The following is a 26,392-nucleotide window of genomic DNA, read 5'->3' as shown; positions in this document are numbered from 1 at the left end:
GACATTCGGTGCTGTGAGCTGGGTGGTGCGCGCCGCGTGGTGCGCACCGTGCGATGCGGTCCGGTCAGCGGATCGCCGCGTCGCGGCTGGCCGGGAACTCCAGGCCGTAGTGGTCGCGCATGGTCGATCCGCGGTACTCGGTGCGGAAGAGGCCGCGGCGCTGCAGGACCGGCACGACGTGGTCGACGAAGGCCGGCAGCCCGTCGTCCATCACGTCGGGCATCACGTTGAAGCCGTCGGCCGCGCCGCTGGTGAACCACTGCTCGATGATGTCGGCGATCTGCTCCGGCGATCCGGCGGCCACCAGGTGCCCGCTGCCGCCGCCCCGGCGCAGGATGTCGCGTACCGTCAGGCCGTCGTGCGCGAGCTGCGAGATCTTCCTGTGGTGTCCGTGCACGGGGTTGTAGGCGCCGGTGAGCAGTGTCTCCGGAACCGGCTTGTCCAGCTCCAGTTCGCGCGGGTCGACCGTCAGCTGGGCGGCGAGCCGCCGCAGTTGATCGCTGCGGTCCTCCAGCTCGTCCAGCTGCTCGCGCCGTTCGAGGGCCTCGCGTTCGGTGCCGCCGACCGAGGTGGTGAGCCCGGGCAGGATCACGATCGAGTCGGCGTTCCGGCCCGCCGCGGTGACCCGGCCGCGGATGTCCGCCCGGTCGGCCCGCGCCGCCTCGATGTCGAGGGCGCCGGAGAACACCGCGTCGGCGGTGGCGGCCGCCAGGTTCCGGCCCTCGTGCGAGCCGCCGGCCTGGAGGATCACCGGGTGGCCCTGCTCCGACGGCGGCAGGCAGAGCGGCCCCTCGACGTTGAAGTACGTCCCCTCGTGGTTGATCGGCCGGATGCGAGAGGTCTCCGCGTAGTGCCCGGTCTTCACATCTGCCGGTATCGCCCCCGGCTCCCAGCTGGTCCACAACTGGCGTACCACGTCGACGAATTCGGTCGCCCTGGTGTAGCGCGCCTCCCGGTCGGGCGGGGTCGGCACGAAGTTCCTGGCCACGTTGGGCGCGTACGTGGTGACGGCGTTCCACGCGGTGCGGCCGTGGCTGATCAGATCCAGGGCCTGGAGCCGGCGGGCCAGGTTGTAGGGCTCGTTGTAGCTGGTGGACGCCGTGGCGATGAGCCCGATGTGCTCGGTGGCCTGGGCGATCGCGGTGAGGATCAGGGTGGGTTCCAGGGCGTTGAACTGGGGGTGGGTCGTGATGTTCTCGACCAGGCCCGGGATGTCGCCGAGGAAGACGGCGTCGAGAAGCCCGCGTTCGGCGATGCGCGCGGAGGCGACGTACCGCTCCACGTTGATGAAGGTGAGCGGGTCGGAGCCGGGCCAGCGCCAGGAACCGTGGTGGGTACCCGTGCCCAACAGGTTGACATTGAGGTGGAGTTCACGGGGGTGGGCGTTCACAGTCTCTCCTTCGGACGGGGCACGGTCTGCTGCGGTGCGGCGTGCAGCAGGGCCCTGGTGTGTTCGTGCTGCGGGCTGGTGAAGATGCGTTCGGTCCGGCCGGACTCCACGATCCGGCCGTCCTTCAGGACCAGGACCTCGTCCGCGATCTGCCGTACGACAGCCAGGTCATGGGTAATGAAGAGGTACGCGATGCCGAGCTCCGCCTGGAGCTCTTCGAGGAGGGCCAGGATGCGGGCCTGCACCGACACGTCGAGCGCCGAGAGGGGCTCGTCGCAGACCACGAGGCGCGGTTCGAGCGCCAGAGCGCGGGCGATGGCGACGCGCTGCCGCTGTCCCCCCGAGAGCGCGGCCGGGCGCCGTTCGTGCAGGTGGGCGGGGAGCGCCACCCGGTCGAGCAGGGCGCGGACCCGGGCCCGGCGCGCGGTGCGGCCCTCGGTGCCGAAGACCCTGAGGGGCTCCTCGACGATCCGCTCGACGGTGAGCCGCGGATCGAGTGCGGCGTACGGGTTCTGGTGGACCAGCTGGGCGCCGCGGCGCAGTGCGCGCAGCTCGCGCTCGGGCGCCGCGGTGATGTCCCGGCCGTCGAACTCGATGCGCCCGGCGGAGGGCTTGAGCAGGCGCAGTGCGAGCCGGGCCGCGGTGGACTTGCCGGATCCGGACTCCCCGACGAGGGCGACCGTGCGTCCGGCGGGGACGGTGAAGCCGACCCCGTCCAGGGCCCGCAGCGTACGTCCGCCGCTGCCGCCGGTGCGTGGCAGCGGATAGTCCATGACGAGGTCCTCGGCGACCAGGAGCGGGCGCGGCCCGTCGGCGGCCGCTTCACGCTCACGGACCTTCGCGCGCCGCCGGCTCGGCGCGCCCGGTACGGCGTCGAGCAGCACCCGGGTGTACTCGTGCCGGGGCTCCGTCATCACCTGCTCGGCCGGACCCGCCTCCACGACCTCGCCGCCGCGCATCACGATGATGCGGTCGGCGCGTGCGGCGGCGACGGCCAGGTCGTGGCTGATCAGCAGCACGGCCGTGCCCGATTCCCGGCTGAGTTTCTGCAGGTGGTCGAGGATCCGCTGCTGGACGGTCGTGTCCAGGGCGCTCGTCGGCTCGTCCGCGACGATCAGCCGCGGCCGGCCGGCCAGGGCGATGGCGATGAGGGCGCGCTGCCGCATGCCGCCGGAGAGCTGGTGCGGGAAGTTCCGCGCGCGTACGGCCGGATCGGGCATCCCGGCGAGTTCGAGGATGCCGGTCGCGGCCGCGGCGGCTTCCTTCCGCCCGGCCAGACCGTGGATGAGCAGCACCTCGGCGACCTGGTCGCCGACCCGCTGCACCGGGTTGAGGGAGACCGCCGGATCCTGTGGGACCAGGGCGATGCCGCGGCCGCGCACCTCGCGCAGCCGCCGGTCGCCCAGGGCCGTCAGGTCCTCGCCGTCGAAGCGGACGGTGCCCGCCGTGATGCGGCCCCCGGCCGGCAGCAGCCCGAGCAGCGCGTGTGCGGTGGTCGACTTGCCCGACCCGGACTCCCCGACGACGGCCACGGTCTCGCCGGCCGCGATGGTCAGGTCGACGCCCGACACCGCCCGGGTCGTGCGGCCCCTGGAACGGTAGGTGACGCACAGGCCCCGCACGTCCAGCAGCGGGACGCACCCGCCGTCCTCGTTCTGCGCGGTCACTTCGCCTCCCCGATCTCCCCGTCCAGGGCCCGCGCCACCCGGTTGGCGGCCAGCGCCACGAGTGCGACACAGAGTCCCGGCAGGGTGGTCAGCCACCAGGCGTCCGCCAGGTGGTCACGGCCCTGGGCCACCAGGGACCCCCATTCGGGGGCCGGCGGCGGTGCTCCGTAACCGAGGAAGCTCAGGGCCGACACCGCCAGCACGGACGTCCCCAGGCTCAGTGCGGCGAGGGCGAGCACCGGGCCCCGGGCGTTCGGCAGCACGTGCAGGGCCAGCACCCGGTGGCGCTTGGCGCCGTACGAGCGGGCCGCCTCGACGAACAGCGAGCCGCGCACCCGGAGCACTTCGGAGCGCATCACGCGGGCGAAGACGGGGACGTTCCCGAACCCCACCGCGAGCGCGGTGTTCACCGTGCCGTAGCCGAGGACGGTGACCAGGGTGAGCGACAGGAGCAGGCCCGGAATGGCGAGGAGCACGTCCACACCGCGCATGATCAGCCCGTCCACGGCGCCGCCGCCGAAGCCGGACACGGCGCCGAGCAGACCGCCGACGACGACCCCCACCACCACCGCGATCAGCGCGGCCTGGAGGGACGGCGCGGCTCCGTGCACCATCCGGGAGAGCATGTCGCGGCCCAGCTGGTCGGTGCCGAGCAGATGCCCGCCACCGGGCGGGAGCAGCCGGTCGGCGGGGGCCACTTCGAGCGGGTCGCGCCCGGTGAACAGGCCGGGAAGCACGGCGGCGAGGGCCGCGATCAGAAGGACGGCGGCCGACCAGAGGAGGCCGGGGCGCAGGCGTCGGCGAGAGGTCGTGGCGAGATTCGTGCCGCGCAGGGAGAGAAGCGTCATGACGCGGCCACCTTCGCCAGGCCGGGGCTCGGATCGGAGTCCGCACCCGGGCGGGAGCCGGGGCCCGCACCTGGGGCGGAGCCCGCGCCCGGGCCGGAGTTCACCCGGCCCGCGGCCCGCGGGTCGAGCACCGGGTGGATCAGGTCGACGAGCAGGTTCACCGTCACCACGACCAGCGCCGTCAGGACCACCACGGCCTGCACCACGGGAATGTCCTTGGCCCCCACCGCGGTCACCGTGACCCGGCCGAGCCCGGCCCGCGAGAACACCGTCTCCACGACGACCGCGTTGGTGAGCAGTTCTCCCGTCAGCAGACCGACCACGGTCAGCGCGGGCAGCGACGCGTTGCGCGTGGCGTGGCGCAGATGCACCCGGGCCCGGCTCGCACCCTTGGCCAGGGCGGTGGTGATGTACGGCTCGGAGAGCGTCCCCCGCAGGCTGCGGGCGAGCACCTGGGCGATGGCGGCGGCCGCGGGCAGCGCGATGGTGACGGCCGGCAGGACCAGGCTCGCCGCGCCCTCGTCGCCGGTGGCGGGAAACAGCCGCAGCCTGAAGGAGAACAGCTGGATGAGGAGCAGACCGACCCAGAACGCCGGCACCGACACCCCGAACGGCGGAGCCGAGAGCAGCAGCGCGCTCAGCCGGCGGTTGCGCGTGTACGTCGCCGCCAGGGCGAGGCCGGCGCCGGCCAGCACCGCCAGGGGCAGCGCGACCAGCATGAGCTGCGCGGTCGGCGGCACGGCGGCGCCGATGATCCCGGACACCGGTGTGCCGGAGGCCACCGACTGACCGAAGTCACCGTGCACCACGGCGAGCAGCTGATTCACGTACTGCTCGGCGAGCGGCTTGTCCAGGCCGTAACTCGCCCGCAGTTCGGCGATGCGCGCCGGGTCCACCGTGCTCTGCCCGGCCCCGCCGCCCGCCATGATCTCGACGGGGTCGCCCGGCAGCAGATAGAGCAGCGCGAACGACAGGGTGAACGCCGCCCACAGCACCATGACGGCCTGCAGCAAGCGGCGCGCGAGGTAGTGCCTCACTTCGCCACCCAGGCATCGTGCAGCAGGAGCTGGGCGCCGGCGTCCAGCCGGAGGTCGTGCACGTGCGGGGCGAGGCCGACGACCGTGGCGTACTCGAACACGGGCAGCGAGTAGGCGTCCCGCACGATGATCTGCTGTGTCCGCTCGATCTGCCCGGTGCGGAGCTTGGCATCGCCCTGCACGGCCTGTGCGTCGAGCAGACCGGGCAGCGGGCCGTCGGTGACGCGTACGGCGTTGAGGGCCTTCGGCGAGTAGTAGGCGCGCAGGATGTCCGGGTCGGGGCTGGTCGCGTTGGACCAGGACAGGTCGTAGTCACCGGACCGGTAGGCCTGCTGGCCCTGGCCGATGCCGAACTCCTTCAGCTTCAGCTCGACGCCCGCCTTCTTGAACTGCTGCTGGATCAGCTCCAGTGCCGTCCGTCCGGGCGTGAACCCGGTGAAGAAGTTGACCGTGAGGGTGAGCCGCTTGCCGTCCTTGGTGCGGATTCCGTCGCCTTCGGCCCGCCAGCCCGCGCCGTCCAGGAGCTTGCGGGCGCCCGGCAGGTCGGTGGTCAGATCCGCGCTCAGATCCGTGAAGTCGGCGGTGGAGCCCGCCAGAATGCTCTTGGCCGGCTTGAAGGAGGGGCTGAGGACGGTGTCCACCACCTCGCGGCGGTCGATGATCTTCTGCAGCGCTCGCCGTACGGCGACGTCCTTGGTGAACGGCCGGGACACGTTGACGCCGAAGCTGTAGACGATGCCGGGGTTGCTGCGGGAGAGCACGGTGAAGCCGCTCTGCTTCAGGACCGGTTCCTCCTGGGCCGAGACCCCGAACGTGCCGTCGATCTGTCCTGAGGTGAGGCTCCCGGACCGTACGCCCTGCTCCGGAACGATCTTCAGGGTGACCTTGTCGAGGCGGGCCGCACCCTTGGCCGACCAGGCCGCCGAACCCCAGGCGTATCCGGCCCGCTTCTTCAGGACCACCTCCTGGTTGGGCGTGTACCGGTCGAGGGTGAACGGTCCCGAGCCGGTCACGGCCGCGCACCGCTGCCCCTGGCCGGCGGTGAGACCGGAGGGCGCGAGGATGCCGAGGGTGGTGGTCGAAGTGGCGTGCAGGAACTGGGCGTTGGGCCGGTCGAACTCCACACGCGCGGTGTGCTGGTCGACCACGGTCGTACGCCGGTAGCCGGACAGGTAGTTGTTGCCGAGGATGGCCTTCGCGCCCAGCTTCACCACATCGTCGAAGTTGGCCTTGACGGCCTGCGCGTCGACGGGCTTGCCGTCCGAGAAGGTGGCGTCGGAGCGCAGGTGGAAGGTGAACTGCCGGGCGTCGGGCCGTGCTTCCCAGGATGTGGCCAGCCACGGCAGGGTCTTGCCGGTCTTGGGGTCCTGCCCGGTGAGCGAGTCGACGATCTGACGGGCCGCGGACAGCCCGTCGCTGTTGCCGACCTGGTGCGGGTCGAGGCATTTGGGGTCGGAGCCGAGGGCCAGCACCAGGCTGCCGCCGGACCGGGGCTGGGTGTCCGACGTCCGGCCGTTGGCTGCCGGGTCGGCTGTACAGGCGGTCAGCGCGGCCATCAGCAGTGCTGCCGATACGATTGCGGGGCGGGCGTACCTACGAGTGCTGACGGCAGTGCTCCTTGTCTGGAAAAGCTGTGGATGAGCGCCCGTCGCCGAACCCCGGCAGGAGTCCGACGACAGGTTCCTGCGGTGGTCAGGGCCGGGTGAGCGGAAGCTCCGACAGTGCGTGGAAGATGAATCCGCCCGGCAGGTACTCCGGCTCGAAGCCGTCCCGGAGCCGCAGATCGGGCGCCAGCTCGACCAGCGTCTCCACGGCGATCCTGGCCTCCAGCCGGGCCAGCGCCGCGCCCGCGCAGAAGTGCATGCCCTGGCCGAAACTCAGGTGCTGGGGCAGCCCCGGGCGGTCCAGGCGGAAGACATCGGGGTCGTCGACCCAGTCCGGATCCATCCCGGCGGCGGCGAACATCACCCGAAGCCGGGCCCCGGCCGGGAGCTTCGTGGCGCCGACCGTGACGTCCTCGGTGGTGACCCTCAGCGCGCCCTGGACCGACGAGTCGATCCGCAGCGTCTCCTCCACGGCGGCGCCGATCAGCGCCGGATCGGCGACGACCGACTCCCACAACTCCCGGTTCTTCAGGAGCTGGTGGACGGTGTTGGCGATGAGGTTGGTGGTCGTCTCATGACCTGCGGCGATCATGAAGCGGAGCGCCACCACGGCCTGGTCCTCGGTGCAGACCGGATCCTCGGACCGGCTCGCCCGGGCGAGCCCGGTGGCCAGGTCGTCCGTGGGCCGCTCGACGCGCTGCGCCAGCAGATCACGCAGATACGCCTCGTAGACGGGCACGGTCTGCGCCGCCTGCAACTGCTGCTCCGGCTCCATCGGCACGACCTGGAGGCCCAGCCAGGTGTCGTTCCACAGCTTGACGGTGTCCCGGTCCTCGGCGGGGATGCCGATCAGATCGCAGATCACCGTGTACGGCAGCGGATACGCCAGCTGCTGGAGCAGGTCACCGTGGCCGGCGCCGGCGAGCTCGCCGGCCAGCCGCCGGGAGATCTCCCGGATGCTCGGCTCCAGCCGCCGCAGGCTGCGCGGCGTGAAGTACTCGCTGATCAGATTGCGGAAACGGGTGTGGGCGGGCGGCTCGACGTTGTAGATGGCGTTCTGGAAGAACAGCGAACCGTCCAGGACCTTCTGGCTCTCGGGGCTGAAGGGGTACGACCCCTCCAGGTTGTGCCTGCTGGTGAAGCGGCCGGGATCGCGCAGCACGGCGTCCAGCTCTTCGCGCCCGGTGACGATCCACTCGTCGAAGCCCTCGTGGTGTGCGACGGGCATGTCACGGCGCCCCACCTCGTAGGCGGCATAGGGGCACTTGCGGTACTCGGCCGAGCCCGGGTCGAATATCTCGTGGACCGGGGGGTGCAGCGCTGGCTCCGTCATGCGGTGACTCTCTTTCCCAAGTGCTTGTATTCCGTACGGGGGAGTGGTGGGGCGAGGCAGGGCGGGTGCGTCAGGCCGTGGACTCGCCGAGACCGCTGGGCAGACCGAAGGTGACCGTCTCCGTCGCGACCCGAACCTCCTGGGTACGGACCGGACCCAGGGCCCGCAGGCCCTCGACGATCTCCTCGACCAGGGCGGGCGCGGCGGACGCGCCCGCCGTGACGCCGACGGTGCCGGCGCCCGCGAGGAGGCCGAGCGGTACATCGCCGAGGTCCTCGACCAGCCGCGCCTTCGTGCCCTCCGCCTCCGAACGTTCCACCAGACGAACCGAGTTGGAGGAGTTCGCGGAGCCGACCACCAGGACGAGGTCGGCCTGGGCGGCCACTTCGCGCACGGCGTTCTGACGGTTGGTCGTGGCGTAGCAGATGTCGTCGGAACCCGGACCCCGGATGCCGGGGAAGCGGTCGTGGAGCGCGGCGGCGACCGAGTCCGCCTCATCGGCTCCCAGGGTGGTCTGCATGACGTAGGAGGCGTTCCCCTCGTCGTCGGGGAGCGCCGCCACATCGTCGGCGGTCTGCACCAGCACGGTCTGCTCGGGCGCCTCGCCGATGGTGCCTTCGCTCTCCTCGTGCCCCGCGTGCCCGATGAGGTAGATCCGGTCGCCGCGGGCGGCGTACCGGCGGACCTCCGCGTGCACCTTGGAGACCAACGGGCAGGTGGCGTCGTAGACATCGAGGCCGCGCAGCTCCGCGTCCCGGCGCACCGCGGGCGAGACACCGTGCGCGGAGAAGACGACCGTGGCGCCCTGCGGCACCTCGTCGAGCTCCTCCACGAACACCGCGCCCCGGGCCGCGAGATCCCGCACCACATGGGTGTTGTGCACGATCTCCTTGCGTACGTACACGGGGTGCGGACCGCGGTCGAGCAGTCGCTCCACGATCTCGATGGCCCGGTCGACCCCGGCGCAGAACGACCGCGGCTCGGCCAGCAGGACGGCACGCGGGCCGAGCGCCGCGCGCCAGGCCCCGATCGCGCGGCCGACCGCTCCGTCGGGATCCGCGTCGTCATCGGCGTTCCCGTCGGCGGACCCCGCCGTCAGGACCACCGCGGTCGGCCGGTCGGGCCGCGCGGCACGGAGCGCCGCCGCCACCACCGGCTCGTCCAGCGGGACACCGAGGTCCGCGAGTGTTCCGGCCCGCACCCTGCGGCCGGCCCTGCGCAGCTCACCGGTGAGCAGCGGGGCGGACGCACAGGTCGCCGCGGAGAACTCGGTGGCCACCAGCACGTCACCCGGCCGCACATCGGGGTGCGACGACGCGACCGTACCGGTCACCACCAGCGGCGCGGCGGCGGAACCGGCCGCCGTCCGCGCCGTCACGTCCTTCGTCTCGTCGTTCGCCACGTCCTTCGTCACGGAAACCGCCTCCTGTCTCGTGCTCGCATCGGATCGGGACGCGGCACACATTAGGCAGCGCCGCGCGGACCCGTCATCGGACCGTCCCGCCCGGCGGGACGGCCATTCGCCAACGACCCGGCCGAGGACCTGCAATGCCTCTACGCGCCGCGGCCGGCGCAGTTCCGCCCGGCGGAAGGAGCGGAAGGAACCCCATGACTGTCCTGGAGAACATCCACGGTCCGCACGACCTTCGAGCGCTGTCCCCGAACGCCCTGCGCCGTCTCGGCGCGGAGATACGCGAACTTCTCATCGAGTCGGTGAGCAGCACCGGCGGCCACCTCGGCCCCAACCTCGGCGTCGTCGAGCTGACCATCGCCCTGCACTGCGAGTTCGACTCGCCCCATGACCGCATCGTCTTCGACACCGGCCATCAGACCTACGTCCACAAGATCCTGACCGGACGCGCGGGCGGCTTCGACCGGCTGCGTCGCCGCGGCGGGCTGTCCGGCTACCCGGCCCGCGAGGAGTCGCCGCACGACCTGGTGGAGAACTCCCACGCCTCCACGGCGGTCAGCTACGCGGACGGCCTGAGCAAGGCCCACATGCTGAACGGCGAATCCGACCGCCAGGCCGTGGCGGTGATCGGCGACGGGGCCCTGACCGGCGGCATGGCCTGGGAGGCGCTCAACAGCGTCGCCGCGGGCAACCGGCCGAACGTGGTCGTCGTCGTCAACGACAACGGCCGCTCCTACGCCCCGACCGTCGGCGGTCTCGCCGAGCACCTCGACGTGCTGCGCACGGCCTCGACGTACGACAACATCCTCGAACAGGGCGGCCGGATCCTGCGCGGCATCCCCGCCATCGGCGACCTCGCCTACCGCGGGCTGCACGGCGCGAAGGCCGGGCTGAAGGACTTCACCACACCGCAGTCGCTGTTCACCGGACTCGGCCTGAAGTACCTCGGCCCCGTCGACGGGCACGACCTGGCGGCGGTACGGCGTGCGCTGCGCAACGCCCGCAGGTACCAGGGCCCCGTCCTGGTGCACGTCGTGACGCGCAAGGGCGCCGGATACGCCCCGGCCGAGAGCGACGAGGCGGACCGCTTCCACGGCATCGGCGTGCACGACCCGAAGACCGGCCGGCCGCTGCCCGCCCCGGCCAAGGTGTCGTGGACCTCGGTGTTCGGCGAGGAACTGGCCCGGGCGGGCGAGGAGCGCGAGGAGATCGTGGCGATCACCGCCGCGATGCTCAGGCCGACCGGCCTCGACCGGTTCGCCGCGGCACACCCGGACCGGGTCTTCGACGTCGGTATCGCCGAACAGCACGCCGTCACCTCGGCCGTGGGCCTCGCCATGGGCGGGAAGCACCCGGTGGTCGCCGTGTACGCCACGTTCCTGAACCGGGCCTTCGACCAACTGCTCCTGGACGCGGCGCTGCACGGCGCGGGCGTCACGATCGCCCTGGACCGGGCCGGCGTCACCGGCGACGACGGACCGTCCCACAACGGCGTATGGGATCTTGCCGTGCTCCAGGTGGTGCCGGGGCTGCGGATCGCGGCGCCGCGCGACGCCGCGACACTCCGTGCCGAACTGCGGGAGGCGCTCGACGTCGCGGACGCGCCGACCGTGGTCCGCTTCCCCAAGGGCGCGGTACCGGCGGACATTCCGGCGGTCGGGCGGCGCGGCGGGACGGACATCCTGGCCGAACCGGCCGCCGCACGCACCGACTCCACCGACTCCGGTGAGTCCGCAGCGCGCCTCCACGACGTCCTGCTCGTCGCGGTCGGTGCCATGGCGCCTCTCTGCCTCGCGGCGGCCGGGCTGCTCACCGAGGTGGGCCTCACCGTGACCGTGGCCGACCCGCGCTGGGTCAAACCGGTCGACAGCTCCCTGGTGTCCCTCGCCGCCGAGCACCGGCTGGTGGCCACGGTCGAGGACGGCAGCAGGGCCGGGGGAGTCGGTTCCGCCATCGCCCAGGCGCTGCGCGACGCCGACGTGGACGTACCGCTGCGGGACTTCGGAACGCCGGCCCGCTTCCTGAACCACGGAACACGCCAGGAGGTCCTGGAGGAGTCGGGACTCACGGCCGAACAGCTCGCCGCCGCGGTGGAGAAGGCCTGCCGACGGCTTCCGGCCGACGCACCGCACCTCACGGAACGGAGTTCGCACTCATGACGGTCGCCCTCGGCCTGCCCTCACTGCCGCCCCAGCCCCTCGCCACCCGCCGCCGCTCCCGGCAGATCATGGTCGGGAAGGTCCCGGTGGGCGGCGACGCACCCGTATCGGTGCAGTCGATGACCACCACCCTGACCTCCGACATCAACGCCACCCTCCAGCAGATCGCCGAACTGACCGCGGCGGGCTGCCAGATCGTCCGGGTCGCCTGCCCGTCCCAGGACGACGCGGACGCCCTGCCCGCCATCGCGCGCAAGTCGCAGATCCCGGTGATCGCCGACATCCACTTCCAGCCGAAGTACGTCTTCGCGGCGATCGACGCCGGCTGCGCCGCGGTGCGGGTGAACCCCGGCAACATCCGGCAGTTCGACGACAAGGTGCGCGAGATCGCACGGGCCGCGTCGGGTGCGGGTGTCCCGATCCGGATCGGTGTCAACGCCGGTTCGCTGGACCGGCGGCTGCTCGCCAAGTACGGCAAGGCCACCCCCGAGGCGCTGGTGGAGTCCGCGCTGTGGGAGTGCTCGCTCTTCGAGGAGCACGGCTTCGGCGACATCAAGATCTCGGTGAAGCACAACGACCCGGTGGTGATGGTCAACGCCTACCGGCAGCTCGCCGCCGTCTGTGACTATCCGCTGCACCTGGGGGTGACCGAGGCCGGTCCCGCGTTCCAGGGCACCATCAAGTCCGCCGTCGCCTTCGGGGCCCTGCTGAGCGAGGGCATCGGGGACACCATCCGGGTCTCCCTGAGCGCGCCGCCCGCCGAGGAGGTCAAGGTCGGGACCCAGATCCTGCAGTCCCTCGGTCTGCGGCAGCGCGCTCTGGAGATCGTCTCGTGCCCGTCCTGCGGCCGGGCCCAGGTGGACGTCTACAAGCTGGCCGACCAGGTCACCGCCGGCCTGGACGGCATGAAGGTACCCCTGCGGGTCGCGGTGATGGGCTGTGTGGTCAACGGCCCCGGTGAGGCGCGGGAGGCCGATCTGGGAGTGGCGTCGGGCAACGGCAAGGGACAGATCTTCGTCAGGGGCGAGATCATCAGGACCGTCCCCGAGTCGAAGATCGTGGAGACCCTGATCGAGGAGGCCATGAAACTCGCCGAACAGCTGGAGGAGGACGGCGCGGAGCCCGGCGAACCGACGGTCTTCGCCGGGGCCTGAGGGCTGTCCCGCCGCCCTTACCGGCAGACGGGACCGATGACCCCACCGGCCGCCAGCTCCCGGGCCGCGGCGTGCGCGGCCCGGCGGAGCTGGCGCGAAGCCGCCTGCACGTCGACGGTGTGCGAGGGACCGGCGACGGCGATGACCGCGGCCACGGTGCGCGCGGAGTCCCAGACCGGGATGGCGAGACTGGTCACGTTCCGGGTGGGGCCGCCGAGATTGACGGCGATCCCGTCGCGTCGTATGCGTGCCAGTTCGGCGCGCAGCCGCGCGGGCAGCTCGTCACCGGTCTCGTCCGAGTGGGCGGCCAGGACCTTGCCCATCGCCGTCGTGTGGCGCGGGAGCACCGAGCCGGTCCTGATCGGGAGCGGCAACCCCCGGTGCCCGTGCAGGTGTTCGAGGCAGAGCACCCCGTGTTCGTGCTCCACTCCGAGGTGGACGGCGAGCCCGGTGGCCTGGAAGAGGTCGAGGAGATGCGGCAGCAGGAGGTCTCTGAGTGCCAGGGCCCGGCCGCCGGACGCCTGACGGGCGAGGTTCAGCATGCGCGGGCCGAGCCGGTATCCGGCGGCCTGCCGGTCCGCGAGCCGTAGGTCGGCCAGGACGCCGAGGAGCCGGTGCACCGTCGACTTCGGCAGCCCGGTGTTCCGCGCCACCTCCGACGCGCCGATCCAGTCGCCGTCCACGGGGAGCGCGCCGAGGACGAGGTAGGACTTCTCCACCACGTTCCTCGCCGCCGCCGGCTCCTGCTGTGCCGCTTTCCGCCCCGCTTCGGGGCAGCGGGGTCCGGCCCCGGCTTTTCGTATGGTCGTCGCAGTACCACGGTCGAACATGTGAATCCCCCTGTTATGTGCTGTGTGTACGGCGTCTCAGTGCGAGCGGTCGGCGACGAACCGTGCCAGGCCCGTCAGTTCGGCCGCGGCGGTGAGGTCCACTGCCGTGGCCCCGATGACCTCCAGGGCCTGTCGCAGATGCCCGTCGGACTGCTCCGCGCCGAAGGTCCGGCCGCCGGCGCGGGCGATCAGGTCGGCGGCACGCCGCAGGTCGAGGTCCCGCTCCGGTGCGTCGGGCGCGGTGTCCAGGAGGCGCCCGAGGAGTTCCGCGTGTGTCCCGTTCTCGACGGTGGCCGCGAAGACCACCGGCAGCGACTTCTTGCGCCGCCGCAGATCGCTGAAGACCGGCTTCCCGGTGACCGAAGGGTCGCCCCAGATGCCGAGCAGATCGTCGATCGCCTGGAAGGCCAGGCCCAGGTGCCTGCCCGCCGTGGACATCGCGGCGGCGGCATCGGATCCGCCGCCGCCGAGCAGGGCGCCGAGTCCGGCGGCGCAGGCGAGCAGGGACCCGGTCTTGTCGGCGGCCATCGTGGTGTACTCGTCCACGGTCACCGCGTGCGGGCCCGCCCACGGGCGGCCCTCGAAGGAGATGTCGGCCGCCTGCCCCTCGACCAGTTCGACCAGCGCGGCGGACAGCATGGCCGTCGCGCCCTCGGCCGTGGACCCGATGGTGCCGAGGGCGAGTGCCAGCAGTGCGTCGCCCGCCAGGACCGCGGGCCCCACACCGAACGCCTTCCACAAGGTGTCCTGGTGCCGTCTGCGCTCGTCGCCGTCGATGATGTCGTCGTGCACCAGCGAGAAGGCGTGCACGAGTTCGACCGCGACCGCCCCGGCCACCGCGTCCGCGGCGGATCCTCCGACGGCCTCGGCACAGAGCACCGCGAGGGCGGGCCGCAGCCCCTTGCCACCGCCCCCGCCCCGGCGCACACCGTCGACGTCGCACCAGCCGAACGCGAACGACGCCATCCGCCCCACGCTCGGGTGCAACCGGCCGACCGCGTCGTGCAGTGCGGGCTGCACGAGGTCGCGGCATCTCTCCAGGGACTCCAGCGCGTCAGGCAGGGCTGGCCCCGTCAGGCGCATCTGATCCGCCATGGCGTACGGGGCCCCCTTCATGCTGTGCGGGACGGCGCGAGGCCGGCCCGGACGGAGATCTGTCGCCCGGCGAGATCCATTCGAATCCAGCCATTCGAAGTGATTCCGTTCCGTGGGGACTTCGAGGGGTAGGCGGAGGGGAGCAGTCGCGGGAACTCGGGGTAGAACAGGAAACGGGAATATGGTGACATGACCAGCCTTCCTCGATCGCACAACCCTTCGAATGTTCCGTCACTGAACAGGTCAGGGTCAATGACTTCCGGACGGGTTGGCCTATACCGGCAACGTGACGAGAGAGACATTAAAGAGTTCGCAAAACAGCGCTGATTTCACCCGTTAATGGTCTCACCTTCCTCACCTCGGACGATTGATGATTCGGCCGACGCGACCCGCGTCGGGAACGAGGCAGTGTCTATGTGGCAGAAATTTATGTTGCAAGCGCGAAACATTTGATTCATGTGGGCCGAAAAAGTTGCAGCACGTTTCGGCCATTTACTTTTCCGCCTGGAAACACAAAAAGGCCCGACAGCTCAGCTGTCGGGCCTTTTTGTGTTCCTACTGTGAAGCTATGCGCGCGGCTTCGTCTTGATCAGTGTGGCCACCAGGATCAAAGCCACCACGACGAATCCACTGCCGACGAGGAGCGCGTTCCCGATTCCGTCGGCCATCGCGGTCGTGGCCGCCGGACCGGTCGTGGCGTCATCGGCCCTGGCGCCGTACACGGTGACGAGCACGGCGAGCCCGAGGGCGCCGCCGATCTGCTGCATCGTCTGCAGGATGCCGGCCGCCACGCCGGAGTCGCGCGGTGCGACTCCGCCGAGGATCAGCGCGGTCAGCGGCATGAGGAAGGTGCCGATACCGACGCCGACCAGGACCAACGGCAGCAGCAGCCCGGCCGCGTACGAGGTGCCGGCGTCGAGCGAGGAGAGCCAGAGCACCCCGGCGAGGATCAGTACGAGCCCGGCGAGGATGAGCCGGCGGGGGCCGAACTTGGGGAGCAGCTTCGGGGTGGCCCGGGACATGGCGAACATGGCCAGACCCATCGGGAGGAACCCGAGTCCCGCCTTCAGCGCACTGAATCCGAGAACTTCCTGAAGGAATTGCGGAACGAAATAGAACACGCTGAAATTGCAGGCGAGCACCAACAGCATGACCGCATATCCGGCACCACGGAGACGGCTGGCAAGCAGCCGCATCGGCATGATGGGATTCTTGATGCGGAACTGTGTGACGAGGAAGCCGGCCAGGAGGACGAAAGCGGCCACGAGCGACCCGATGGCCACCGCGTCGGACCAACCCTCGGACTCGCCCCGGATCAGTCCGTACACGAGTGCGGTGAGACCCACGGTCGCGGTGAATGCCCCCACCACGTCGACACGCCCGGGGTGCTTGGCGGGCGAAGTGATGAATTTCGGTGTGAGGACGACCGCTGCGATACCGATCGGCACATTGATGAAGAGGACCCAGCGCCAGGAAGCCCATTCGGTCAGGATGCCGCTGAGGATCATTCCCAGCGCCATACCGAGGCCCGCCAGGGTCGAATAGACGGCAAGAGCCTTGTTCCGCGCGTTTCCCTCTTCGAAGTTCGTGATGAGCAGGGACATCGCACCTGGCGCCGCGAATGCCGCACCGACGCCCTGCACCGCACGGGCGGCGAGCAGCTGCCAGTCGTTCACGGCGAACCCGCCGAGCAGCGAGCAGACGGTGAACAGGAGGATGCCCGCCACGAAGGTGTTGCGGCGCCCGAAGATGTCACCGAGCCGGCCGCCGAAGAGCAGCAGGCCTCCGTAGGCGAGCACGTAGGCGTTGAGGACCCAGGAGAGACCGGTGGCCGAGAAGCCCAGGTCGGCCTGGATCTGCGGGAGTGCGACGGTCATGGCGGTGGTGTCGACGACCACCATCATCTGACAGGACACGATGATGGCGAGGATGATGCCGGGGTGCCGCGCCACCTGCCCGGCGGCACCCGCCACCGCAGTGGAGGGAGTCGTGGAGGAAGTCAACTCTGTTTCCTATTCGGTCTGTTGCGCTCCGAGTGACGGTGCGGACGGGGTCAGGATCCACCGCCACCCTCGTGCACCGTAGATCTCTACTGGTTGGCTACGAACCAAAAGAGAGTAACACTTGAACGGGGAGCTGTGGGGGGTGCGGTGCGGAGTGGCCCGGACTCGTCGCGGCGGGGGGAGCGCTCCGCCGCCGGAACCCGCGGAAGAGTTACTCTCTTCGAGTACGTGCAGACTCGGCAGCGTGCGGGACACCCGGAGGTGAGAGGCATGGCGGCCATGGCCACGGCGCGACAGAGCGCCAAGGAGGGCGCGGCGGACGACGCCTTCGTGAAGGACTGTCCGACCGGTCAGCTGCTCGCGCGGGTCAGTGACAAATGGGTCAATCTGGTGGTCAACGCGCTCGGTGAGCAGTCACCGATGCGCTACAGCGATCTGGGCCGCAAGATCCCCGGCGTGAGCCAGAAGATGCTCACCCAGACCCTGCGCTCACTGGAGCGCGACGGCATCGTGACGCGCACGGTCACGCCGTCGGTCCCGGTGCGCGTCGACTACGAGCTCACCGGGCTGGGCCACAGCCTGTGCTGTCTGCTCGCCGCCGTGAAGAACTGGGCGTCGAGTCACGTCGACGAGGTCGAAGGGGCCAGGGAGCGGTTCGACCTGGCGCAAGAGGCCCTCTGAGTTCATCCCTCGCTCACCCGGATGCGCTGCCACTTCGCGAACGCGTGCACAGCGGGCGCCAGTTGGGGAGCGGTGCCGAGCGGGGCAAGCCTGCGCGCGCGAACGACGACCGTGTCTCGGTAGGTGCTGTCGACCCAGGCAGGGTACGTGAAACCGATGGGTGTCTGTGGCACGGCATCGAGGTGGACGGTCAGGTCCGTCCATTCGGTGTGGTGTGTCAGTTCCAGAGCCCGGATCTCGTGCCAGGGCATGACCACGAGGTTCTTCGGCGTACCCAGTCCGATTCCGCGGCTGTTGAGGGTGAGGCTGTCCTTCGCCGTGCCGAGCAGTCCCAGGACCCTGAGGGCGACCGCGAGGGCGGCGATCGCGAGGGTCACCGCCACCACGCCGAGCTCGGGGGCGTACATGCCGGTCAGTACGGTTCCGGCGACGAGGCCGGCCGCGACGAGCGCGTTGCGCAGGATCTGCAGGAGCCAGACGCGCCTGCCGACGAGGTACACGGCAAGGGGAGGCGAGGGGCTCTCCGCCGCCGCTGCCGGTGTACGTGGCCGCGGTGGAGCCGCGGGAGGGGGCGGCCCGTCGTCCGTCACCGTGGCGTCGTGCGCCGTTCCGGCCCCCTCCTGCGCCCTGCACAGGTCGAGCAGTTCGCGTGGGGCAGGGCGCCGGAGAGGATCCTTGCGGAGGCAGGCGAGGACCAGGGGCCGAAGTGGGGGCGGCACCGCGGAGACGTCGGGGTCCTCGTGCACCACCCGATACATCAGCCCCGCGGGCGAGCCGTGGCCGAACGCGCTGCCGCCGGACGCCGCGACGAGCACCGAACCGAGAGCGAACACGTCGCTCGCTCCCGTGACCGCGTGTCCGAGAGCCTGCTCCGGCGAGTGGTACCCCGCCGTGCCGACCACCGCGCCGTCGGTCGTCAGCCTGGACTCCGCCACGGCCCGGGCGACCCCGAAGTCCAGGACGCGGGGGCCGTCGGACGCCAGGACGATGTTGGCGGGCTTCAGATCGCGGTGTACGAGGCCGTGGCCGTGGATCGCCCGGAGCGCCTCGGCCAGCACGGCGGCGAGCTGCCACAGCTCCGCTTCGGCGAGTTGCCCGCGCCGGGCGATCTCCGCCTGCAGCGTCGGTCCCTCGACATACGCGCTGGCCATCCACGGCTGCGGGGCGTCGGGATCGGCGTCCACCACCGCCGCCGTATGGAAGCCGCCGACCGTACGGGCGGCCTCGACCTCTTGGCGGAAGCGTTCTCTGAAGCGGGGGTCGGCGGCGTACTCGGGCCGGACGACCTTGATGGCCACGAGCCTTCCGGACAGCGAGCGGGCCAGGTAGACGGAGCCCATGCCGCCGCTGCCCAGCAGGCGCAGGACCGTGTACTCGCCGATCTGCTCCACGGCCGCCCAACCCCTGCTTCGTCTCGCGCCGCACAAGCCCCGGCGGACCGCACCCGGCATGAGCGCACACGCGAGTGCCCACCCGTGCGTCTCCACGTCCTGCGCCATGATCGGGAACCCCGCGCCGTCTGTCGAGCCCCGATCCGGTCAATGTGGCCGGGAGAGGCGCTCCGGCCCGTTCCTGCTCCTCGACACGGACAAGTACCGGGTGAAGTGACGGGTTTCGAGAAGCGCGACGCGACCGGGCCACCGTCAAGTGCGACATCCGCCGGCAGGCGCTGACATGATCGAGCCGCGGCCGGAAAGGTTCGCCTCCTCCGGCCGCAGTCCGGTTCACCTTGACTGGGGGCAATGGGCGGCTGACCGAGGGGGCGGTTCGCCGTCGGCGGCGGAGAGCCGTCAGCGGGCGGCGAGCAGGCCGTCCACCAGCGCTCGGAGCCCGTCCAGGTAGGTGTCCTCACCGGTCAGGGCGGCCCAGCGGTCCGCGACCTGTGCCAGCCGGGGCAGCGCGCCCGGATCGAGACTGCCGAAGACCTGTTCCCGGTAGGTCCCCCGGTCGTCGTCCGCGCGCCGCCGGGCCGCCGTCGCCCGGACCACGATCTCGCCGGCGGTGTAGTACCAGATCGCGCGGTAGCCGTGCACGGCCCGCTCGGGGGACAGCCCGCACTCGACGAGGCCGTCGACGATCTCCTCGACGAACCACAGCGCGGACGCCGACATCAGGTCATCGGCCGTCAGCACCTCCACGATCCAGGGGCAGGCGGCGAGCGCTTCGTGGATCGCGGCGGCGGCGCCGACGACCCGCTCACGAGGGTTAGCGGGCGGTTCGGGCCGGCGCAGCGCCTGCGCGGCGTAGTCGTTCAGCAGCAGGACGAGCAGTTCTTCCTTGTTGCCGACGTGGTGGTACAGCGCCATCGGCGTACTGCCGATCTCCTTGGCCAGCCGCCGCATGGTCAGCCGGTCCACACCTTCCTCGGTCACGATCCGGCGGGCCGTCCCGATGACCTCCTCGCGGGAGATACGGGGAGGTCGGCCAGGGGTCTTGCGCGGTGCGGATGGCTGCGGCATGTCCCCATCATTCCCCAGCTCTCGACAACGGCGACCCTCCGGCGCTAATTTCTATACATGTATAAAAACTCACGGGGCAGACCGGGAGTGGTGCTGGCGGCCGCTGCCGTCGCCCAGTTCGTCTTCGCCCTGGACATGTCGGTCGTCAACGTCGCGCTGCCCGCGATCCGCACCGCCCTGGGATTCGCGCCGCTCGACCTGTCGTGGGTGGTGCACGTCTACGCGCTCACCTTCGGCGGACTCCTGCTCCTGGGAGGCCGCGCCTGTGACCTGTACGGTCACCGCCGGCTCTTCGTGGGGGGCCTGGCCGTCTTCGGGCTCTGCTCGCTGGCGGGCGGGCTGGCCCAGGAGCCCTGGCAGCTGATCGCCGCCCGCGCCGGCCAGGGGCTGGGTGCCGCCGCGGCCGCCCCGGCCGCGCTGGGCATGCTCACGACGACGTTCTCCGAGGGGCCGCGGCGTGTCCGGGCGCTCGGCGTGTGGAGTGCGGTGAACGCCGCCGGGGGAGCGCTGGGCGTACTGGCAGGTGGCCTCCTGACCGAGTACGCGGGGTGGCGCTGGGTCATGCTGGTCAACCTGCCCATCGTGGCCGCTGCCCTCGCGCTGGTGCCGGCAGGCGTGACCGCCGCGGCACAGCCCGGCGGGCGCGCGAGGCCGGACGTGCTCGGCGCCGTCCTGGCGACCGGCGGAGTCGGGCTGCTGGTGTTCGGCGTCGTCCGCACCGACGCCCGGGGCTGGGGATCCCCGGCCACCCTGGCGACCCTCGCCGCCGCGGCCGCGCTCCTGGCCGCCTTCACGTTCACCGAATCCAGGGCCTCCTCGCCGCTGCTGCGCCTGGGCCTGTTGCGCAGCCGCTGGGTGGCCGGGGCCAACGTGCTGGTCTTCCTGGCCGCGGCAGGCCAGTTCACGGCGTTCTACTTCGTGTCCCTGTACATGCAGCAGGTCCTGGGCATGAGTGCCGCCGCCACCGGCGCCGCGTTCCTGCCGTTCTCGGTGAGCCTGGTCACGGGCACCGTCATCGCGACCCGCGTCACCACGGCACGCAGCCCCCGGGCCGCCCTGGTGCCCGGCGCCCTGCTGGCCGCCGCCGGCCTGGGCTGGCTGGCCCTCATCAGCCCCGGCGGCAGCTTCCTCACCGACGTGCTCGGCCCCTGCGTCGTCTCCGGCGTCGGCGTCGGACTGGTCCTGGCCCCGGTCGCGGCCGCCGCGACCACCGGTGTCGCCTCCCGCGAGGCCGGCATGGCCTCCGGCCTCTTCAACAGCTCCCGCCAACTCGGCGGCTGCGTCGGCCTGGCCGCCCTGGCCACCGTCGCCGCACTCCGTACCGGCACGGCCACCGGCCCCGCCGCCCTCAACGACGGCTACGCCCTGGGCCTCGCCGTCACGGCCGGCCTCTTCGTGCTCGCCGCAGCCGTGGCGATCGTGGTCCTGCCCCGGCACCGGCCCGCCCCGCCCGGCCCGCAGCCGGCCGCCCCCGCACAGAACCGACTGGAAGGAACCCCTTCATGACGACGATCCCCATCGACCTGTTCGCCTCCGCGCTACAGTTCCGCCCCGACGGCGGTGTCCGGGCCGCCGGCCGGCAGATGACGAGCAGCGACCCCGGCACCTGGCAGATCGCGACCTTCCACGTGGAGACCGACGCCGACGTCCACGGCGACCACTGGGAGATGCACCCGGAGGCCGAGGAAGCGGTGTGCTGCCTGACCGGCGCAGCGCGCATCCACTTCCGTGCCACCACGCCCGGCGGTGCCGAGGACATGGTGCGGTTACTGCCGGGCAGCGCGGTGATCGTCCCCCGCGGCCGCTGGCACCGCCTGGAGCTGGACGCCCCCAGCGACCTGATGTCGGTCACCCTGCGCCACGGCACCCGCCTCGAAAAGCGCACCTACACGCACTGAAGCGGTGGTGGCCCGGCAGATCCGCTGCCGGGCCACCACGCATGCCCTGACGCGAGAGGCGACGTCAGGCGAACCGGGCCGACACGCCTCCGTCGACGGCCCAGTCCGCGCCGGTCACGAAGCCCGCCGCGTCGGACAGCAGGAAGGCGACCACGGACGCGACCTGTTCCGGGGTTGCTGAACCCGCGCTGGACACGGCGACAGTGCATCGAGCAGGAGCGGCGGTCGCCTGACTGTGCCGCTGGGCCCTCGGAGAGGAGCGTCCGTGAGGGTACGTCAGAGCGGCCGGGGTGTACCCGACCCGCGGGCACCGTGGAACGAAGTCAGGCCGCGGCTATGGCTGGGCGGGCACTTCTGGGCCCGCCCTGACGGTGAGGGGCAGGCTGTGGTGGTCGGCGCTGAATTCGATCTGGTCATCAGACTGTTCGCCCGGCCGGGCCACGGACCGAACCCGGGCATCGACCATCTGATCAGTGAGATTCCAGACGGCCCGCCCACGGCTGAACAGCTTCACTCCACCTGGACCCAACACCCAACCCACAACAGGAGATCCGAAGACTGCGCCTGATCGGCGGGCGCGTGCGTTAGCGATCTCCCGCATCTCGTGGGCGCCCCCCGTGGCCGCTGACCGAGCGGTGTCGGTCCTTCCGCACGGTGATCATCAGCTTCCGCCCCGCCACCACACCATCAGGCGACAGCAAGACCACTCAAAGCCGCACGAACCGCCCACTCGGAGCCGCTCTACGGCCGGGGCAGCACTGGACTGCTGGCGCCCAGGTCCGGTGTCGGTTCCGGGGCGGGCTGTGGCCTGGCCAGGGTGGTGCAGCGGGCCCAGATCAGAAGGGTGAGGGGGTAGACGGCGTAGCCGATGCGGGTCGCCGGAGACAGCAGGATGGCGATGGTGAGGCCGAGCGCGAGCCGATGGGCGGCGGCCGCCGTGGTCTTCGGCGGCTGAACGATGAGCGACATGGCTACGGCAATGGCACCGATGCCTATCAGAGCCACGGCGATGGTCTTTCCGTGGGGCAGCACGGCAGACAGGAGGGCGCCCAGGAGCGGGCTGGCGGCGGTCGAGGCGGTATCGCTCAGTCCGAAGGGGTAGAGCACCGCGTTGTCGACGAAGGCATGTGGATCGGTCAGGAGCGGCGGCACGACCGCCAACGCCGCCACTGCGACCGCCACCGCAGCCGCGGTCCTGGCCGCGCGTGATCCCTTGGTCGCGGCCAGGAGGACGACGATGACCGGTATGGCCGGCCACGCGGTCCACTTGAGAATGGCTGCCGCTCCCAGTGCCAGACCCGCACCCATGGAACGGCCCCGGTGTGCGTATGCCAAGGCCAGAAGAACGAAGGCCACGACCACGGGATCAACTCCGCCTATGGCCAGCGGCAGTGCCACCACGGGGCAGGCCGCTATCCACGCCGCCCCCGTCACCGCCGTGCGTCGGGCCTGCGGCCGGCCCTTGACCAGTACGGCCACGGCAGCGGCCAGCGCGGCAACGAACCCGGCCAGGCTCCACAGGCGGGCGCTGGAGAACATTCCTGCGCCGAACAGCGCGTGGGGGAGCCCGAAGAGGGCCATGCCGGGCAGGTAGGGGTTGAAGTCACGTACCGCGACCGGATGCGAGAGGTAGGGGGTGCCGGTCTCCAGGAAGTGCTGGGCGGACCGCTCGACGACGCCGACCTCCATCTGCTGCAGGCCCACGGCGGTCAGCCATACCAGCGGAACGGCCAGCGCGCCGACGACGCCGATCAGGGCCACCACGCGAGACCACTGGACACGGGAACCCAGTGACACCAGTGCGGCACAGGCATAGGCGCCAGCAGCGGCAAGTCCCCACCGGTGCTGCGATGTGTTCGATGCGGAGGCAAGTCCCACACCCAGGGCCGTCAAGGAGCTCGCTGCCAATGCCCACACGTCCCACCGGCGGACAGCCGTGCTGGAGCGGCGACCCGGACGTTCACCGGAAGCATCTGAGAATCGTGATATGTGCATGTAAAGGGGCCTTGGCTAGGAAGTCGTCTGCACAAGCGAACAGACGCGCGGCGACCGGGTGGATGCGCCGGCGAACCGGGCGCCCGCTGTCGGGTGGCCGGGCTGGCGCCCTGTGCAACGTGACGCGCGTTTCAGCGCATGCTGATCCGCGCCCTGGCGTCTTTCCCCTGTACGAGAAGCGCACAGGACCGCGCCCGACACACCTCATCCAATCCAGTGCAGGTCGGGGGGACCAGGAAGTTCGACCGGTGGTTGGAGCGGCCCGCATACTTCTGCCGGTGAGTACTACCAGTAGGTACGCCGTTCCGGCCGGGCCTCGCGGACCAGGAGGACCACAGCTGTGAGCGACAACAAGTTCGGCGAGCTGCTGCACGCACTGCGCACGGGAGCGGGCACCAGCCAGGAGCGGCTGGCGCAGCGGGCGGGCGTCAGTGTGCGGGCGCTGTCGGACATGGAGCGCGGGCGGACGCGAGGGCCGCGGCAGCGCACGGTGGAGGCTTTGGTGGCGGCCTTGGGAGTGGATGGCGTTGTGGGCCATGAGCTCGAGGAAGCCGCCCGTTCGGGTCGTCCGCGGACCGTGGGCGGGGCGGGGCCCAGGTCGGCCGCCGGGAGAGGGCCAGGGGCGGGGTCGGCGGCTGTGCACGGGCTGGCGTTGCCGCGTGATCTTTGTGACTTCACCGCCCGCGGCCCTGCCCTGGCCGGGCTGCGGGGCCTGGCCGAGGACCTCGCTCCCGCCCGACCGCCGGTCGCCGTGATCTGCGGCCAACCCGGGCTGGGCAAGACCGCCTTCGCCGTGCACGCCGCCCATACTCTGGCGCCGAGTTTCCCGGACGGGCAGTACGCCGTCGATCTGCGCGGCATGGACCCGGAGCCCACACCGCCGCGCGAGGTGCTCGCCCGGCTTCTTTACGCGCTCGGTGTGGCCGAGACCGCTGTCCCGGCCGCCACCGACGAGCGCAGCGGTCTGCTGCGCTCGGTGCTGCGCGAGCGCCGGGTGCTGCTCCTTCTGGACAACGCCGCCGACGAGGACCAGGTCCGCCCCCTGCTGCCCGGCCACGGCGCCTGTCTGACCCTGGTCACCAGCCGCCGCTCGCTGGCCGGCCTGGAAGCCGTCCACCGCACGGAGCTGTCGCTGCTGCGCCGGGAGGAAGCGGTCGAACTCCTTACCCGCGTCATCGGGCCGGAGCGGGTCGAGCGGGAGGCACAGGCCGCCCGCGACCTCGCGGAACTCTGCGGGTACCTGCCCTTGGCCATGCGCATCGCCGCCCAGCGCCTGGCCTCCCGGCCCGGCGAGACCCTGGCCAAACTCGTTACCCAGCTCACCGCTCACGGGGACCGCCTGGACACCCTGCGGGCAGGCTCCCTGCAGATACGGTCCGCCTTCACCTTGTCCTACGCTCAGCTCAGCCCGGCCGCCCGCACCGTCTTCCGCCGCGCCTCACTCGCCTGCGGCCCCGACTTCAGCCCCACCACCGCAGCCCTCCTGGCAGGCATACCCCCACGCCAGGCCGCGCGCTGCATCGAACGGCTGACCGACGCCGGACTGCTCCAGCCCCACTCCACCGCCGACCGCTACAGCTTCCACGACCTCCTGCGCCTGTTCGCCGCCGAGCAACTGGTCGAGGATGACGATCCCACCGAGACCGCCGCTGCCCAGGACCGGGCCGCCCGCTGGATCCTGCGCCGGGCCACCGCCGCCGCACTGCGCTTCGATGCCGACCGCCACCAGGACGCGCCCGAAGGCGACCCCGACCTGGCCACCGCGCCCAGCGGCCACGAGCAAGCCCGGATCTGGCTGGAAGCCGAGCGGCCCCAGTGGCTCGCGGCCCTGGGCCAGGCCCAGGCGGCAGGCCGGCACCAGCAGGTCATCGACGCCGCCGAAGCGATGCACTGGTTTTCCGACATCACCGCGCACTGGGAGCTGTGGGCGGAGGTGTTCCAGCGCGCCGTTGACTCAGCCCGCGCGCTCGGCAGCAGGCGCGACGAGGCCGTCCACCTCAACTACCTCGCCTGGACCTACAACTTCTGCCTCAACGACTACCCCGCCGCCCTGGCCGCCGCACAAGCCGCCCTGGCCGCGGCATACGAGGCCGCAGACCAGCTCCAAACGGGATGGGCCCTGGGCTACGCGGCAGGAGCACTCCGTCGGCTCGGACGGATCGACGAATCCATTGTCCGGCTGCACGAAGCAGCCGCCCACCTCAGGAACCACACAGATCCGCAAGTCCGCCTCGCCGAACTCACCATTCTCAATACCCTGGGCCAGCACCTGCGCTACGCCAACCGTACGGACGAGGCCCTGGTCATCCACCGGCGCAGCGAAGCCCTCTGCCTCGCCGGCGTGCCGGGGAAGCCGCACGACCTCATCGCCACATATCTGGCGCAGACCCGCCATAACCTCGGCAGTGACCTCATGGCCCTGGGGCGATGGGTCCAGGCCGAATCCCCTTTGCGTGCCGCCTTGGCCCACTTCGAGGCAGGCCGGATGCCTGCCTGGAGCGAACCCGTCCGCCTCGACCTCGGCATTACCCTGCGCCACCTCAACCGCCACCACGAGGCCCGCGCGACGTTGACCACGGCCCACCGCACCCTCGTCGGGCTGAACAACCCCCGCCGGCGCGAAGCCGCCGACGAACTGTGCCAAGTCACCGCAGGGTTCGCCATCGCCGGCCAGACGACGGGCTGAGACGCCTCGTTCCTCCAGCGGCTTCCGCCCGGCCTTGCACTGCACGCCCGGCGGGGGACCCCTTTCGGTGCCCCTCCCGACCAAGCGAAGCCGTGGCCGTAAACGTCACTGCGAGGACCGGCTTCCGCCGGACGGACACTCG

Annotated in this window: 19 protein-coding genes and 1 pseudogene; 6 read left to right on the top strand and 14 right to left on the bottom strand. The window is 71.3% G+C overall.

From position 1 onward, the window contains the following. Nucleotides 1-64 precede the first annotated feature (64 nt). The 7 genes from OG521_07595 to ispH all read right to left on the bottom strand — a co-directional run bounded on the left by OG521_07595 (nt 65) and on the right by ispH (nt 9,293). Nucleotides 65-1,390 carry an NtaA/DmoA family FMN-dependent monooxygenase gene (locus tag OG521_07595; GenBank protein WUW20659.1) on the bottom strand — a complete coding sequence of 442 codons (1,326 nt, stop codon included), beginning with the start codon at nt 1,388-1,390 and terminating at the stop codon, nt 65-67. Further along, entirely contained in the window at nt 1,387-3,057 is a 1,671-nt protein-coding gene (locus OG521_07590; GenBank protein WUW20658.1) for an ABC transporter ATP-binding protein, read from the bottom strand. The genes OG521_07595 and OG521_07590 overlap by 4 nt, the downstream gene beginning before the upstream one ends. Then, a complete protein-coding gene (locus tag OG521_07585; protein ID WUW20657.1) occupies nt 3,054-3,905 on the bottom strand; it encodes an ABC transporter permease in 852 nt (283 codons plus the stop codon). The genes OG521_07590 and OG521_07585 overlap by 4 nt, the downstream gene beginning before the upstream one ends. After that, nucleotides 3,902-4,942 (bottom strand): ABC transporter permease, encoded by a 1,041-nt coding sequence (locus OG521_07580; protein ID WUW20656.1) that lies wholly within the window; start codon nt 4,940-4,942, stop codon nt 3,902-3,904. Before OG521_07580 ends, OG521_07585 begins: the two co-directional genes overlap by 4 nt. Next, complete coding sequence (locus OG521_07575; protein WUW20655.1) at nt 4,939-6,498, bottom strand: ABC transporter substrate-binding protein; 1,560 nt, start codon at nt 6,496-6,498, stop codon at nt 4,939-4,941. Before OG521_07575 ends, OG521_07580 begins: the two co-directional genes overlap by 4 nt. Nucleotides 6,499-6,634: 136 nt before the next feature. Then, entirely contained in the window at nt 6,635-7,879 is a 1,245-nt protein-coding gene (locus tag OG521_07570; GenBank protein ID WUW20654.1) for a cytochrome P450, read from the bottom strand. A 70-nt stretch (nt 7,880-7,949) separates the two neighbouring features. Further along, nucleotides 7,950-9,293 carry a 4-hydroxy-3-methylbut-2-enyl diphosphate reductase gene (gene ispH, locus OG521_07565; protein ID WUW20653.1) on the bottom strand — a complete coding sequence of 448 codons (1,344 nt, stop codon included), beginning with the start codon at nt 9,291-9,293 and terminating at the stop codon, nt 7,950-7,952. Between the two features lie 194 nt (nt 9,294-9,487). Between ispH and dxs the strand changes: the two genes are divergently transcribed. Both dxs and ispG read left to right on the top strand, forming a co-directional pair. Continuing rightward, nucleotides 9,488-11,449: a 1-deoxy-D-xylulose-5-phosphate synthase gene (dxs, locus tag OG521_07560; GenBank protein WUW20652.1), complete on the top strand. Its 1,962-nt coding sequence runs from the start codon at nt 9,488-9,490 to the stop codon at nt 11,447-11,449. Further along, nucleotides 11,446-12,603: a flavodoxin-dependent (E)-4-hydroxy-3-methylbut-2-enyl-diphosphate synthase gene (gene ispG / locus OG521_07555; protein ID WUW20651.1), complete on the top strand. Its 1,158-nt coding sequence runs from the start codon at nt 11,446-11,448 to the stop codon at nt 12,601-12,603. The genes dxs and ispG overlap by 4 nt, the downstream gene beginning before the upstream one ends. A 17-nt stretch (nt 12,604-12,620) precedes the next feature. Here the strand turns inward: ispG and OG521_07550 are convergent, their stop codons facing one another. The 3 genes from OG521_07550 to OG521_07540 form a co-directional block, all read right to left on the bottom strand. Next, nucleotides 12,621-13,322, bottom strand: a complete 702-nt coding sequence (locus OG521_07550; protein ID WUW20650.1) for a helix-turn-helix domain-containing protein — start codon at nt 13,320-13,322, stop codon at nt 12,621-12,623. Nucleotides 13,323-13,469: 147 nt separating this feature from the next. Beyond that, entirely contained in the window at nt 13,470-14,528 is a 1,059-nt protein-coding gene (locus tag OG521_07545) for a polyprenyl synthetase family protein (protein WUW20649.1), read from the bottom strand. A 566-nt stretch (nt 14,529-15,094) separates the two neighbouring features. Next, nucleotides 15,095-16,531, bottom strand: a complete 1,437-nt coding sequence (locus OG521_07540) for an MFS transporter (GenBank protein WUW20648.1) — start codon at nt 16,529-16,531, stop codon at nt 15,095-15,097. A gap of 270 nt (nt 16,532-16,801) precedes the next feature. Between OG521_07540 and OG521_07535 the strand changes: the two genes are divergently transcribed. Further along, nucleotides 16,802-17,212 carry a helix-turn-helix transcriptional regulator gene (locus OG521_07535; protein WUW20647.1) on the top strand — a complete coding sequence of 137 codons (411 nt, stop codon included), beginning with the start codon at nt 16,802-16,804 and terminating at the stop codon, nt 17,210-17,212. A gap of 2 nt (nt 17,213-17,214) precedes the next feature. Here the strand turns inward: OG521_07535 and OG521_07530 are convergent, their stop codons facing one another. Together OG521_07530 and OG521_07525 are read right to left on the bottom strand one after the other, a co-directional pair. Continuing rightward, nucleotides 17,215-18,552: a serine/threonine protein kinase gene (locus OG521_07530; GenBank protein ID WUW26603.1), complete on the bottom strand. Its 1,338-nt coding sequence runs from the start codon at nt 18,550-18,552 to the stop codon at nt 17,215-17,217. A gap of 450 nt (nt 18,553-19,002) precedes the next feature. Continuing rightward, nucleotides 19,003-19,671 (bottom strand): TetR/AcrR family transcriptional regulator, encoded by a 669-nt coding sequence (locus OG521_07525; protein WUW20646.1) that lies wholly within the window; start codon nt 19,669-19,671, stop codon nt 19,003-19,005. A gap of 57 nt (nt 19,672-19,728) precedes the next feature. Between OG521_07525 and OG521_07520 the strand changes: the two genes are divergently transcribed. Next, nucleotides 19,729-21,177: an MFS transporter gene (locus tag OG521_07520; GenBank protein ID WUW20645.1), complete on the top strand. Its 1,449-nt coding sequence runs from the start codon at nt 19,729-19,731 to the stop codon at nt 21,175-21,177. Then, nucleotides 21,174-21,569 (top strand): cupin, encoded by a 396-nt coding sequence (locus OG521_07515; GenBank protein ID WUW20644.1) that lies wholly within the window; start codon nt 21,174-21,176, stop codon nt 21,567-21,569. Before OG521_07520 ends, OG521_07515 begins: the two co-directional genes overlap by 4 nt. Nucleotides 21,570-21,633: 64 nt before the next feature. Here the strand turns inward: OG521_07515 and OG521_07510 are convergent. Both OG521_07510 and OG521_07505 read right to left on the bottom strand, forming a co-directional pair. Further along, nucleotides 21,634-21,744, bottom strand: a pseudogene (locus OG521_07510) (SDR family oxidoreductase). A 566-nt stretch (nt 21,745-22,310) separates the two neighbouring features. Continuing rightward, nucleotides 22,311-23,333, bottom strand: coding sequence for a glycosyltransferase 87 family protein (locus tag OG521_07505; protein WUW20643.1), 1,023 nt, complete (start codon nt 23,331-23,333; stop codon nt 22,311-22,313). A gap of 571 nt (nt 23,334-23,904) precedes the next feature. Here OG521_07505 and OG521_07500 point away from each other — a divergent pair. Further along, complete coding sequence (locus OG521_07500; protein ID WUW20642.1) at nt 23,905-26,250, top strand: helix-turn-helix transcriptional regulator; 2,346 nt, start codon at nt 23,905-23,907, stop codon at nt 26,248-26,250. Nucleotides 26,251-26,392: the final 142 nt, after the last annotated feature.

Origin of the sequence: Streptomyces sp. NBC_01463 (assembly GCA_036227345.1) — a bacterium.
Classification (GTDB): domain Bacteria; phylum Actinomycetota; class Actinomycetes; order Streptomycetales; family Streptomycetaceae; genus Streptomyces.
The sequence above is the reverse complement of the archived record's forward strand: the minus strand, read 5'-3'. Positions and strand labels throughout refer to the sequence as shown.

What these genes read in the sequence shown, in the direction of transcription:
- OG521_07515 (WUW20644.1), top strand. Translation starts at nt 21,174, where the DNA reads ATGACGACGATCCCCATCGACCTGTTCGCCTCCGCGCTACAGTTCCGC.
- OG521_07530 (WUW26603.1), bottom strand. Translation starts at nt 18,552, where the DNA reads ATGGGCTCCGTCTACCTGGCCCGCTCGCTGTCCGGAAGGCTCGTGGCC.
- ispG (WUW20651.1), top strand. Translation starts at nt 11,446, where the DNA reads ATGACGGTCGCCCTCGGCCTGCCCTCACTGCCGCCCCAGCCCCTCGCC.
- OG521_07585 (WUW20657.1), bottom strand. Translation starts at nt 3,905, where the DNA reads ATGACGCTTCTCTCCCTGCGCGGCACGAATCTCGCCACGACCTCTCGC.
- OG521_07525 (WUW20646.1), bottom strand. Translation starts at nt 19,671, where the DNA reads ATGCCGCAGCCATCCGCACCGCGCAAGACCCCTGGCCGACCTCCCCGT.
- OG521_07535 (WUW20647.1), top strand. Translation starts at nt 16,802, where the DNA reads ATGGCGGCCATGGCCACGGCGCGACAGAGCGCCAAGGAGGGCGCGGCG.
- OG521_07545 (WUW20649.1), bottom strand. Translation starts at nt 14,528, where the DNA reads ATGGCGGATCAGATGCGCCTGACGGGGCCAGCCCTGCCTGACGCGCTG.
- OG521_07570 (WUW20654.1), bottom strand. Translation starts at nt 7,879, where the DNA reads ATGACGGAGCCAGCGCTGCACCCCCCGGTCCACGAGATATTCGACCCG.
- OG521_07575 (WUW20655.1), bottom strand. Translation starts at nt 6,498, where the DNA reads ATGGCCGCGCTGACCGCCTGTACAGCCGACCCGGCAGCCAACGGCCGG.
- dxs (WUW20652.1), top strand. Translation starts at nt 9,488, where the DNA reads ATGACTGTCCTGGAGAACATCCACGGTCCGCACGACCTTCGAGCGCTG.
- OG521_07520 (WUW20645.1), top strand. Translation starts at nt 19,729, where the DNA reads ATGTATAAAAACTCACGGGGCAGACCGGGAGTGGTGCTGGCGGCCGCT.